General features: G+C 59.5%; 11 protein-coding genes. 9 read left to right on the top strand and 2 right to left on the bottom strand.

The features are described 5' to 3' along the window. Positions 1–127 precede the first annotated feature (127 nt). Positions 128–433: a TfoX/Sxy family protein gene (locus tag ACK59H_RS17750; protein WP_186478837.1), complete on the bottom strand. Its 306-nt coding sequence runs from the start codon at positions 431–433 to the stop codon at positions 128–130. 177 nt (positions 434–610) lie between these two features. Continuing rightward, complete coding sequence (locus ACK59H_RS17745; RefSeq protein ID WP_409264736.1) at positions 611–2,170, bottom strand: AAA family ATPase; 1,560 nt, start codon at positions 2,168–2,170, stop codon at positions 611–613. Positions 2,171–2,287: 117 nt separating this feature from the next. Between ACK59H_RS17745 and mrcB the strand changes: the two genes are divergently transcribed. From mrcB to msrQ, 9 genes are all read left to right on the top strand, one after another. Next, positions 2,288–4,609 (top strand): penicillin-binding protein 1B, encoded by a 2,322-nt coding sequence (gene mrcB, locus ACK59H_RS17740; RefSeq protein WP_060478610.1) that lies wholly within the window; start codon positions 2,288–2,290, stop codon positions 4,607–4,609. A gap of 29 nt (positions 4,610–4,638) precedes the next feature. Beyond that, positions 4,639–5,415 carry a tetratricopeptide repeat protein gene (locus tag ACK59H_RS17735; protein WP_060478609.1) on the top strand — a complete coding sequence of 259 codons (777 nt, stop codon included), beginning with the start codon at positions 4,639–4,641 and terminating at the stop codon, positions 5,413–5,415. After that, the gene (locus tag ACK59H_RS17730) at positions 5,415–5,741 is read left to right on the top strand and encodes a YqcC family protein (RefSeq protein ID WP_060478655.1); all 327 of its coding nucleotides are present in this window, start codon (positions 5,415–5,417) and stop codon (positions 5,739–5,741) included. The genes ACK59H_RS17735 and ACK59H_RS17730 overlap by 1 nt, the downstream gene beginning before the upstream one ends. A gap of 414 nt (positions 5,742–6,155) precedes the next feature. Continuing rightward, positions 6,156–7,880: an acetolactate synthase 3 large subunit gene (locus ACK59H_RS17725; RefSeq protein WP_060478654.1), complete on the top strand. Its 1,725-nt coding sequence runs from the start codon at positions 6,156–6,158 to the stop codon at positions 7,878–7,880. Position 7,881: 1 nt separating this feature from the next. Beyond that, entirely contained in the window at positions 7,882–8,373 is a 492-nt protein-coding gene (gene ilvN, locus ACK59H_RS17720; RefSeq protein WP_003250040.1) for an acetolactate synthase small subunit, read from the top strand. Positions 8,374–8,429: 56 nt separating this feature from the next. Beyond that, complete coding sequence (gene ilvC / locus ACK59H_RS17715; RefSeq protein ID WP_054885606.1) at positions 8,430–9,446, top strand: ketol-acid reductoisomerase; 1,017 nt, start codon at positions 8,430–8,432, stop codon at positions 9,444–9,446. A gap of 150 nt (positions 9,447–9,596) precedes the next feature. Further along, positions 9,597–10,439, top strand: coding sequence for a CDP-diacylglycerol--serine O-phosphatidyltransferase (pssA, locus tag ACK59H_RS17710; RefSeq protein WP_060478608.1), 843 nt, complete (start codon positions 9,597–9,599; stop codon positions 10,437–10,439). Between the two features lie 79 nt (positions 10,440–10,518). Continuing rightward, a complete protein-coding gene (msrP, locus tag ACK59H_RS17705) occupies positions 10,519–11,532 on the top strand; it encodes a protein-methionine-sulfoxide reductase catalytic subunit MsrP (RefSeq protein ID WP_409264735.1) in 1,014 nt (337 codons plus the stop codon). Beyond that, positions 11,532–12,143 carry a protein-methionine-sulfoxide reductase heme-binding subunit MsrQ gene (gene msrQ, locus ACK59H_RS17700; protein ID WP_409264734.1) on the top strand — a complete coding sequence of 204 codons (612 nt, stop codon included), beginning with the start codon at positions 11,532–11,534 and terminating at the stop codon, positions 12,141–12,143. The genes msrP and msrQ overlap by 1 nt, the downstream gene beginning before the upstream one ends. The last annotated feature ends 85 nt before the right edge of the window (positions 12,144–12,228 follow it).

Raw genomic sequence — 12,228 nt, 5'->3', positions numbered from 1 at the left:
CCCGGCAAAGTGCCGGGTCAATAACCGTGATTAGCCTGATGAGGAGATAATCTGAGAGTCCGAACCAAGGCCTCTTAGGTTATCCAACCAGTCTCGCGACCAGTTGTGATAATCATAACGATTCTCATTACGGCGTCAATCCTTTTTCTGCATTTAATCCCGATTTTTTTGGCAGCTGACTTTTTGCGTCTAGCTGCTGATTGAGGGCTCGCTTGCGTTCGGCTGGCAAATCGTTCCAGTGAATGTCCAGTAAGGCCCCTTCGATTGCGTACAGCAACACCTTGGACGCCCTGAACCCTCGGGTTTTCACCGCTTGGTAGGCACCGACCGCGCCCAGCCGACGCAAGTCCGATGCACTGTGGATACCGGCGGCATGCAACCACTGCGCAGAGGTCTTGCCAAGATTTTTCAAATGCTGCAATTCATCGTTCATCGAGCCTCCTTGCGATGGCTGAACGGGTCGGGGGGGATAAATCGCGAGCAGGTCAGAGAGGAGTGTAGCGGGGGTTGGGAAATACGCGGCGTTTGGCCATCGGGAATATGGGAATGACAAGCGCAGTAGCGAGGGTTGGCGCCTGCTCCGAATAGCCGGAACAGGCGCGGGGTGCGTTTACAGCCCTGGCAGACGCTGACGAATCTGTTCGATCACCTGGTCCATGCCACTGGATTCCTGAGTGTCGATGCGGGTGCTGTGTTGCTGCTCCTGGGCATTGAGTGGTTCACGGTTCTGCTGCTGAGCCTTGACCACCTCCAGCGTTGCATCGGACGGGTCGCTGTTTTGCGCCTGGCGCTGTTGCAGCCAGCTGGCGATCACCGCTTCCGGGGCCTGGCAATCGAGGATCAGGAACGGCACGCCCGTCTCGCTGGCCACGCCTGCTGCCGCCTGGCGCTGTTCAGCCTTTAGGTAGGTGGCATCGAGCACGACCGGGAAGCCTGCACGCAGGATCATTGCCGCCAATTCGTGCAGGCGCTGATAGGTCGCTGCACTGGCGTCCTGGCCGTAGATGCCAGTGTGAAGCTGATCGGCATCCTGCTGCTGTTCGCCGAACAGTCGCTTGCGCTCCACGTCCGAGCGTACACGCACTGCTCCCAGCGCTTCGACCAGGCGCATGGCCACGTGGCTCTTGCCCACGGCCGACACGCCGTGGGTGATGGCTAGCAGGCGAGAAGGAATGGCGCTGTAGCTTTCTGCCAGGTTGGCGTAGTTGCGGTAGGTGCGCAGGCTGGTGGCGCGCTGCACGCCATCGGCATTGGCGGGCATGCTGAACAGGGCAATCTTGGCGCGTACCAAGGCGCGGTAGGCCTTGTAGAAATTGAGCAGTTGCAGGCCCTCGTAGTCGCCGGTCAGCTCGAGGTACTGGCTGATGAAGCGCCGTGCCAGGCACTTGAGGCCGCGGTCTTCCAGGTCCATGGCCAGAAAACCGGTATCGGCCCACACGTCGGTCTTGCGGAAGGGCTCATTGAACTCGATGCAGTCGAAAATCACGACCTTGCCATCGATCACGGTTGCGTTGCCCAGATGGATGTCGCCATGGCATTCGCGGATGAAGCCGTTGGCTTTGCGTGAGGCGAACAGCCCTTCGAGGCGTTCGAAGCTGCTGCGCGCCCAGGCTTGCAGGTTGTCCAGTTGCTGCAGGTCGGCCTTGTCGCTCAGAAATGGACGGATCTGCTCGAAGTTCTGCTCGACCGGGGCCATGACGCTTTCTGGCGAGCCATACGGCTGATCGGCCGGTACCCTGGGCGTCTGCAGGTGAAACTCGGCGATCTGGCGAGCCATCTGGTCGATATGGCTGGTACCCAGTTCGCCATTGGCCTGCAGGGTGTTGAGCATCTGGCCCTGGGGGAATTGGCGCATCTTCAGCACATATTCGAACGCCTGGCCTTCACCACCGATCCGCGGCGCTTCGACACTACCGGTGATCGGCAGCACCTCGAGGTACAGGCCTTCGGTCATGCGCTGGTTGAGGCGCAATTCTTCATTACAAAAATGCTGGCGCTGGCCCAGGCTGGTGAAGTCGAGGAAGCCGAAATTCATCGGCTTCTTGATCTTGTAGGCGTACTCGCCAGTGAGCAGGACCCAGGAGATGTGCGTCTCGATGAGCTGGAACCCGTCCACGGGGTGAGGGTACAGGGCAGGGTTCTGCAACGCGTTGATCAAGGCTTGGCTCACGGGAAATCCTTCCGGGGACAGGGAATTCGAAAGCGCCATTATGGTCAATGGTGCCGTCCCTGCATACCGCCAGAGGGCGTCTGCCTACCCTTCATAAAGTGCGTATAATCCGCCGCCATGACTCGAACTCGAAATACTCGCACCCCTCAGAAACGCCCGACCGGCCGCTCACGCGCCTGGCTGGGCTGGGCCTTGAAGCTCAGCCTGGTAGGCCTGGTGATCCTTGCCGGCTTCGCGGTTTACCTCGATGCCGTTGTGCAGGAGAAGTTTTCCGGCAAGCGCTGGACTATCCCGGCCAAGGTTTATGCCCGGCCGTTGGAGCTGTTCACCGGGCAGAAACTGAGCAAGAACGACTTCCTCACCGAGCTCGATGCCCTTGGCTATCGCCGTGAGAGCGCCGCCAACGGCCCGGGCGCAGCAGCGGTCAACGGCAATAGCGTCGACCTCAATACCCGTGGCTTCCAGTTCTACGAGGGTATGGAGCCTGCGCAGTTCGTGCGTGTGCGCTTCTCCGGCGACTATGTGGCAGACCTGACCGGCGCCAATGGCAAGAAGCTCGATGTGGTCCGCCTGGAGCCTCTGATGATCGGGGGTATCTATCCCAAGAACCTCGAAGACCGCATCCTGATCAAGATCGACCAGGTGCCGCCATATTTGCTCGAAACCCTGGTTGCCACCGAAGACCGGGACTTCTACAGCCACTTCGGCGTATCGCCCAAATCCATTGCCCGGGCCATGTGGGTGAACACCTCGTCCGGCTCCATGCGCCAGGGCGGCAGTACCCTGACCCAGCAGTTGGTAAAGAACTTCTACCTGACCAGCGAGCGTAGCCTGACCCGTAAGCTCACCGAAGCAATGATGGCCGTGCTGCTGGAGCTGCATTACGACAAGCGTGAAATCCTCGAGGCGTACCTCAACGAAGTGTTCGTCGGCCAGGATGGCCAGCGTGCGGTGCATGGTTTCGGCCTAGCCAGCCAGTTCTTCTTCAGCCAGCCGCTCTCGGAGCTGAAGCTGCATCAGATCGCCTTGCTGGTGGGCATGGTCAAGGGCCCGTCGTACTACAACCCGCGCCGTTATCCTGAGCGTGCCCTTGCCCGGCGTAACCTGGTTCTGGACCTCGTGGCCGAGCAAGGCGTAGCCAGCCAGGCAGAAGTCGATGCGGCGAAGAAGATGCCTTTGGGCGTGACCAAGCGCGGCAGCCTTGCCGACAGCTCGTTCCCTGCTTTCCTCGACCTGGTCAAGCGCCAGCTGCGCCAGGATTATCGCGACGAAGACTTGACTGAAGAAGGCTTGCGGATTTTCACCAGTTTCGATCCGATCCTGCAGATGAAAGCCGAAGCTTCCATGGCCGAAACCTTCAAGCGCATTGGTGGGCGCAAAGGCGCTGACGAAGTCGAGTCGGCGATGGTTGTGACCAACCCGGAGACCGGTGAGGTGCAAGCCTTGATCGGCAGCCGCCAATCCGGCTATGCCGGCTTCAACCGAGCCATCGATGCTGTGCGGCCCATTGGCTCGCTGGTCAAACCGGCCGTCTACCTGACCGCCTTGGAACAGCCAAGCAAATACACCCTGACCACTTGGGTGCAGGACGAGCCGTTCTCGGTCAAAGGCGCCGACGGCCAGGTGTGGCGCCCGCAGAACTACGACCGGCGCTCGCACGGTACGATCTACCTGTACCAGGGCCTGGCCAACTCCCTCAACCTGTCGACCGCCAAGCTTGGCCTTGAAGTGGGCGTGCCCAATGTCATCAAGACCATCGGCCGCCTCGGCGTCAAGGTCGACTGGCCGGCATTCCCTGCCATGTTGCTGGGGGCTGGCGGCATGTCGCCGATGCAAGTTGCGACCATGTACCAGACCATCGCCAACGGTGGCTTCAATACCCCGATGCGTGGTATCCGCAGCGTGCTCACTGCCGAAGGCGAGCCGCTAAAGCGCTACCCGTTCCAGATCCAGCAGACCTTCGACCCAGGCTCCATCTACCTGGTGCAGAATGCCATGCAGCGGGTAATGCGTGAGGGTACTGGCCGCTCGGTCTACAACGTATTGCCAAGCTCTCTGACCCTGGCCGGCAAGACCGGTACCAGTAACGATTCGCGCGACAGCTGGTTCTCTGGTTTCAGCCAGGATCTGCTGGCAGTGGTGTGGATGGGGCGCGACGATAACGGCAAAACCCCATTTACCGGTGCAACTGGCGCCTTGCAGGTCTGGACCAGCTTCATGAAAAAGGCCGACCCGCTGCCACTGGACATGCCTCAACCTGACAACATCGTGCAGGCGTGGATCGATCCTTATAGCGGCAAAGGTTCAGACAGCAGCTGTCCGGGCGCCGTGCAGATGCCGTATATTCGCGGCAGCGAACCGCCTGCCGGAGCAACCTGCGGTGGTGAGCAGAATCCGGCAGAATCGGTCATGGACTGGGTCAAGGGCTGGATGAACTGAGCCCTGAGCAGCATTGATGAGGTGTGAATTTGAATAAGTGGCTGTTTCCTGCCGTGACGGCGCTGGTGGTGCTGCAGGGCTGTTCGACCGTGCAGCGTGGCAACATCCCGGTTGTGGACTCGAGCACCCGGGTGTCCAATAGTGAGCGTGTGCAGGCCAATCGCTCGCCTGCCGGCATGAGCAATGGCACCGCGCAGGCGCAGTCGCTGCCGGAGGACTCCGGGGTGACCGTGATGATCCCGCAAGGTGCAGGCGCCGCAGGTATCCAGACCTTCCCGGCAGCCAGCGGTGGGGCGCCGATCAGCACAGGCCCGATCACTCCAGGCCCCGTGACGTCGGGGCCGCAGACTACCAACCCTAACCCGATCGCCGACGAACCGTTCGATATCGCCTCGATGAACAGCGCTGCTGCTGCATCCAGTGCCCCGACCGGCATCCCCCGCAGCAGCGCGCCATCTGGTGGCCTATCGGCCGACGAGCAACTGGATGGCCCGGTGCTGGCGTTGTTGACAACCGCCCAGTCGCAGCAGGGCAGTGGTGACTACAACGGTGCAGCGTCCAGCCTCGAGCGTGCCCAGCGCATTGCCCCACGTGAGCCGCAGGTGCTTTATCGTCTGGCTCAGGTGCGCCTGTCCCAAGGCGATGCGCCTCAAGCCGAGCAACTGGCTCGCCGGGCCCTGACCTACGCCAACGGTCGCCCGGATCTGCAAGCCGAGCTTTGGAACATCATTGCCCAAGCGCGCGAAAAACAGGGTGATAGTGCCGGCGCCGCGCTGGCACGACAGAAAGCGCGGACCAATTCATGATGGTCGAGCAACGCATTCTCGATATCGCCGACCATCTGTTGCTCATCGAGCGTGAGCTGCAGGTGCAGGGCTGGTGGGATGACGAGCCGCCAAGCGATGAAGCGCTGGCCAGCACCATACCCTTCGCGGTGGATACGCTCAGTTTCGAGCAGTGGTTGCAATGGATCTTCCTGCCGCGCATGAAGATCATCATCGAGCTTGGGCAGCCGTTGCCAAATGCTTCCAGCATTCTGGTAATGGCTGAAACCGTGTTCACCGATCGTCCGGAAGAAAGTCGCGAGCTGCGCCGACTGTTGGCAGCATTCGATCGATTGATCGCTGCTTGAGCCTGATTTCTTCAGTTTTTCCTTCAAGGGCCGCAGATTGTGGCCCTTTTTTATTAAAATCTTATTTTTTCTGCTGCTGAGTCGGTTTTTCGTGGTGGCTGTAATTCAACTTGGGGGAAAATTGGCAATAATTTTTCTTGACTTGTAGGCGCCAAATCACAAGAATCCAGATTCCGCTTTAGAGGGACTGCCAGAAGCAGACCCGCTAAGCAGATCATGAGGCGCATACCCGCGCCGCCTGCTACACCCCGCAACGCGTTACCTCGCGCTGGGTGGGAAACCCCCGCAACACTCTGGGGGGCTCCCAATACTTGCTCAGTCAGTGCTGACGTTCGCTCATGCTCTGCTTGGCAGTAAACCTATTAAGACCCGTCCACAGAGGGGCGGTATTCTGGCGTTTTAGAGGTGATCAACGTGGAGCTTTTATCCGGCGCTGAAATGGTCGTCCGCTTCTTGCGTGACGAAGGCGTTAAGCACATCTACGGGTACCCTGGTGGTGCTCTCCTTCATGTTTACGACGCACTGTTCAAAGAACCGGAAGTGGAACACATCCTGGTTCGTCACGAGCAGGCGGCAACCCATATGGCGGACGGCTACGCCCGCGCCACCGGCAAGGCCGGTGTGGTGCTGGTGACCTCCGGCCCGGGCGCGACCAATGCCATCACCGGCATTGCCACTGCCTATATGGATTCGATCCCGATGGTCATCCTGTCCGGCCAGGTGCCCAGCACCATGGTGGGGACCGATGCCTTCCAGGAAACCGACATGATCGGTATCTCGCGGCCGATCGTGAAGCACAGCTTCATGATCAAGAACCCCACCGAGATCCCTGAGGTACTCAAGAAAGCGTTCTACCTGGCGCAATCCGGCCGCCCGGGCCCGGTCGTGGTCGACATTCCAAAAGATATGACCAACCCGGCCGAGAAGTTCGAGTACGTCTATCCGAAGAAGGTCAAGCTGCGTTCCTACAGCCCGGCTGTACGTGGCCACTCTGGTCAGATCCGCAAGGCTGCCGAAATGCTCTTGGCTGCCAAGCGCCCGATCGTCTATGCCGGTGGTGGTGTGATTTTGGGTGGTGGCTCCGAAGCGCTGACCGAAATCGCCAAGTCGCTGAACCTGCCCGTAACCAACACCCTGATGGGGCTGGGTGGCTTCCCGGGTACTGATCGCCAGTTCCTCGGCATGCTGGGCATGCACGGCAGCTTCACTGCCAACATGGCCATGCACAACGCTGATGTGATCTTCGCCGTCGGTGCGCGCTTCGATGACCGCGTGGTCAATGGTCCGGCCAAGTTCTGCCCGAACGCCAAGATCATCCATGTCGATATCGACCCAGCGTCGATTTCCAAGATGATCAAGGCCGACGTGCCGATCGTAGGCCCGGTCGACAGCGTGCTCAGCGAAATGCTCGGCATCCTCAAGGAAATCGGTGGCCAGCCTGAGAAGGCGGCATTGGATGCCTGGTGGAAGCAGATCGACGAATGGCGTGGCAATGGCGAACTGTTCCCTTACGACAAGGGCGACGGTAACGTCATCAAGCCGCAGAAAGTCATCGAGACGCTGTGCGAAGTGACCAATGGTGATGCTTTCATCACCTCCGACGTTGGCCAGCATCAGATGTTCGCGGCGCAGTATTACCGCTTCAACAAACCGAACCGCTGGATCAACTCCGGTGGCCTGGGCACCATGGGCTTCGGCTTCCCGGCGGCAATGGGCATCAAGCTCAACTTCCCGGACCAGGACGTGGCCTGCGTGACCGGCGAGGGCAGTATCCAGATGAACATCCAGGAGCTGTCCACCTGCATGCAGTACGGCCTGCCGGTGAAGATCGTCAACATGAACAACGGTGTACTGGGCATGGTCCGCCAGTGGCAGGACATGGCCTACAACGGTCGTCACTCGCACTCGTACGTCGAGTCGCTGCCTGACTTCATCAAGCTGGCCGAGGCCTATGGCCACGTCGGCATACGCATCACCAGCCTCAAGGACCTCAAGCCGAAGCTGGAAGAAGCGTTTGCGATGAAGGACCGCCTGGTGTTCATCGACATCGCGGTGGACCGCAGCGAGCACGTCTATCCGATGCAGATCAAGGATGGCTCGATGCGTGACATGTGGCTGAGCAAGACGGAGCGTACCTGATATGCGGCATATCATCTCTCTGCTGCTGGAAAACGAACCCGGTGCTCTGTCCCGTGTGGTCGGCCTGTTCTCCCAGCGCAACTACAACATTGAAAGCCTGACCGTGGCGCCGACCGAAGACCCGACTTTGTCGCGTCTGACGCTGACCACCGTTGGCCATGACGAGGTGATCGAGCAAATCACCAAGAACCTGAACAAGCTGGTCGAAGTGGTGAAACTTGTCGACCTGTCGGAGAGCGCTCACATCGAGCGTGAACTGATGCTGGTCAAGGTCAAGGCCACCGGTGCCCAGCGCGCCGAGATCAAGCGCACCACGGATATCTTCCGTGGCCAGATCGTCGATGTGACTGCCAGTGTGTACACCGTGCAACTGAGCGGCACCAGCGACAAGCTGGACAGCTTCATCCAGGCCATCGGCACCGCATCGATTCTCGAAACCGTGCGCAGCGGCGTTACCGGCATTGCCCGTGGCGACAAAGTGCTCAGCATCTGAATTCATAAATTAGCGATGGCTCCGCAGGGGGCCGAGATATAACCAGGGGTATTTTCATGAAAGTTTTCTACGATAAAGACTGCGACCTTTCCATCATCCAGGGTAAGAAAGTCGCCATCATCGGTTACGGCTCGCAAGGCCACGCTCAGGCTTGCAACCTGAAAGACTCCGGTGTTGATGTCACTATCGGTCTGCGTAAAGGCTCGGCCACCGTTGCCAAGGCAGAAGCCCACGGCCTGAAAGTGACCGACGTTGCCTCCGCCGTCGCTGCTGCAGACCTGGTCATGATCCTGACCCCGGACGAGTTCCAGGGCCAGCTGTACAAGCAGGAAATCGAGCCGAACATCAAGAAGGGCGCTACCCTGGCCTTCTCCCACGGCTTCGCCATCCACTACAACCAGGTTGTGCCGCGTGCTGACCTCGACGTGATCATGATCGCGCCGAAGGCTCCGGGCCACACCGTTCGCTCCGAGTTCGTCAAAGGCGGCGGTATTCCTGATCTGATCGCCATCTACCAAGACGCCTCGGGCAACGCCAAGAACGTGGCTCTGTCGTACGCTTCGGGTGTGGGCGGCGGCCGTACCGGCATCATCGAAACCACCTTCAAGGACGAGACTGAAACCGACCTGTTCGGTGAGCAGGCTGTACTGTGCGGCGGTACCGTCGAACTGGTCAAAGCCGGTTTCGAAACCCTGGTCGAAGCTGGCTACGCGCCAGAGATGGCCTACTTCGAGTGCCTGCACGAGCTGAAGCTGATCGTTGACCTCATGTACGAAGGCGGCATCGCCAACATGAACTACTCGATCTCCAACAACGCCGAGTACGGTGAATACGTCACCGGTCCAGAAGTCATCAACGAAGAATCCCGCAAGGCCATGCGCAATGCTCTCAAGCGCATCCAGGACGGCGAGTACGCGAAGATGTTCATCTCCGAAGGCGCTACCAACTACCCATCGATGACCGCCAAGCGCCGCAACAACGCCGCTCACGGCATCGAAATCATCGGCGAGCAACTGCGTTCGATGATGCCGTGGATCTCGGCCAACAAAATCGTCGACAAGACCAAGAACTAAGTCTTATCGAAAGATGAAAAACGCGGCTTCGGCCGCGTTTTTTCGTTCTGGCAGTCAGCTTCTGGTATAAAGCAGACCAGTGGCTCGCTGTCAGAACCTGTTTCGCGGGCCCGTGTCGAACATTTTCCATCCTGTTGCAAGGTACCCTCCATGAGCGAACGTCCCGAAGAGCCGAACAAGCCCTCCGACGCCGAAAGCCTGCTACCTGTCGATGAGCACGTTGAAGAAGGGCATGACGCCGAAGGGCGCAAGGTGCGCCATCGCGGCATCTATCTGCTGCCCAATCTGTTCACCACCGCCAACCTGTTTGCCGGTTTTTATTCCATCATCAGCTCGATGAGTGCGCAAAGCGCTGGCGACCCCCGCGAGGCGAGCAAATACTTCGCCATCGCCGCCATCGCTATCTTCGTGGCCATGGTGCTCGACGGCCTCGACGGCCGCGTGGCACGGATGACCAATACCCAGAGCGCCTTCGGCGCCGAATATGACTCGCTGTCGGACATGGTTGCCTTCGGCGTGGCCCCGGCCTTGCTGGCCTTTGGTTGGGCGCTGGCTGACATGGGCAAGATCGGCTGGATGGTTGCCTTCATCTATGTGGCCGGTGCCGCGCTGCGTCTGGCGCGTTTCAATACCCAGGTCGGCACTGCCGACAAGCGCTACTTCATCGGCCTTGCCAGCCCAGCTGCCGCAGGCGTCGTTGCCGGTACCGTGTGGGCGTTCAGTGACTTCGGCATCCAGGGCTCCAAGCTATCGTTCCTGGTGGCCTTGCTGGTTGCTGCTGCCGGTATGTTGATGGTCAGCAACATCAAGTACAACAGCTTCAAGGAGCTGGACCTCAAGGGGCGCGTGCCTTTCGTGGCGATTCTTGCGGTGGTGCTGGTGTTTGCCGTGGTATTCAGCGACCCGCCGCGCATCCTGCTGCTGATCTTCCTTGCTTACGCGGCGTCGGGCCCTATCCAGTTTCTGCTGCGCGGTCGTCGGCGCAAGGCGTGATAATTATTTAATGCTGGAATAACCCTCCGGCTCCATAGTCTTACTGGTACATCCGTCATCCAGTGCTGTGGAGCCGACCATGCTCATCAAGCTTCCAAGGTCTTCAGACTGCAAGGCAGCCGAGATCACCCCCGAAGGCATTTACCTTTCCCGTCGTAGATTGCTCGGTGGCTCCTTAGCCGGCCTTGCCCTGGGCGCATTGCCTGGGCCGGCGCGCGCCGCTGAGGCTTCGCGCTATGCCGATGCTGCGCCCGGTAATGCGCCTGCCTGGTTCACCGAAAAGCTCGGCGCTGCTCATTGGCAGGCCGTTATGGCCGATGGCGAGGCGATCACCCCCTTCAAAGATGCTACGCATTACAACAATTTCTATGAGTTCGGGCCTGACAAGGGTGACCCGGCCGCCAATGGCGACAGCCTGAAAACCGAGCCTTGGTCGGTCGTTGTGGATGGCGAGGTGGGCAAGCCGGGGCGCTATGCCTTGGAAGACTTCGTCAAACCGTACCAGCTTGAAGAGCGTATCTACCGGCTGCGCTGCGTTGAGGCGTGGTCGATGGTCATACCGTGGTTGGGCTTCCCTTTGGCGCAGGTGCTCAAACAGGTCGAGCCGAATTCGAAAGCGCGCTACGTGCGCTTCGAGACACTGAAGGATCCGCAACATATGCCTGGGCAACGTTCAGGCTTTGCATTGATCGACTGGCCGTACAGAGAGGGATTGCGCCTGGATGAAGCCATGCATCCCTTGGCGATTCTAGCGGTCGGGATGTATGGACGTGAGCTGCCCAACCAGAATGGCGCGCCCTTGCGTCTGGTGGTGCCATGGAAGTACGGCTTCAAGAGCATAAAGTCGATCGTGCGCATCAGCCTTGTGGCTGAGCAGCCAGGGACTACCTGGCAGGGGCTGGCACCGGATGAGTATGGCTTCTACGCCAACGTCAACCCAACCGTCGACCATCCACGCTGGACCCAAGCCCGCGAGCGGCGCTTGCCCAGCGGGCTGTTCAGTCCCAATGTGCGAGATACCCAGATGTTCAATGGCTATGCCGATGACGTGGCGTCGCTGTATACCGGGCTGGACCTGCGGAAGAACTATTGATGCGCTACCCATTGTTTCGCTTGGGCATCTTCATTGTGGGGTGCCTGTTTCCTGCTTGGTGGCTGTACGCGGCGGTGATGAACCTGCTGGGGCCGGATCCTGGGAAAATCCTGATGGATCGGCTGGGGTTGGGGGCGCTTATCTTCCTGCTGGTCACCTTGAGCATGACGCCGTTACAGAAGCTGACAGGCTGGTCGGGGTGGATCGTGGTTCGGCGGCAACTGGGGTTGTGGGTGTTTGCCTATATCTTGCTGCATGTCCTGGCCTACCTGTTTTTCATCCTTGGGTTGGATTGGGCGCAGTTGGCGGTAGAGCTGCGCAAGCGGCCATACATTATCGTCGGTGCGCTCGGCTTTCTCGTTTTGCTGGTGCTTGCGGTTACCTCGAACCGGTATAGCCAGCGCCGATTGGGGGCAAGGTGGAAGAAGCTGCACAGGCTGGTATATGGGGTGCTCGGTTTGGGGTTGCTGCATTTCCTGTGGATCGTGCGATCAGACCTGAGGGAGTGGGCAATCTATGCATTTATTGGTGTGGTGTTGATGGTATTGCGGGTGCCCACGGTTTCGCGCTGGCTCCCCAGGGCTGCACGGCGGCAGGGGAGAGCGGTTTGAGGTTTGAGAGGGCCTAATGCTCTGCATGTGGAATATTTCAAATAAATGAAATTAACCCTTGACCGATCTTCCAATCCCCTTATAA

It is taken from the genome of Pseudomonas sp. KCJK9000 (assembly GCF_046230725.1).
GTDB lineage: Bacteria > Pseudomonadota > Gammaproteobacteria > Pseudomonadales > Pseudomonadaceae > Aquipseudomonas > Aquipseudomonas promysalinigenes.
The sequence above is the reverse complement of the archived record's forward strand: the minus strand, read 5'-3'. Positions and strand labels throughout refer to the sequence as shown.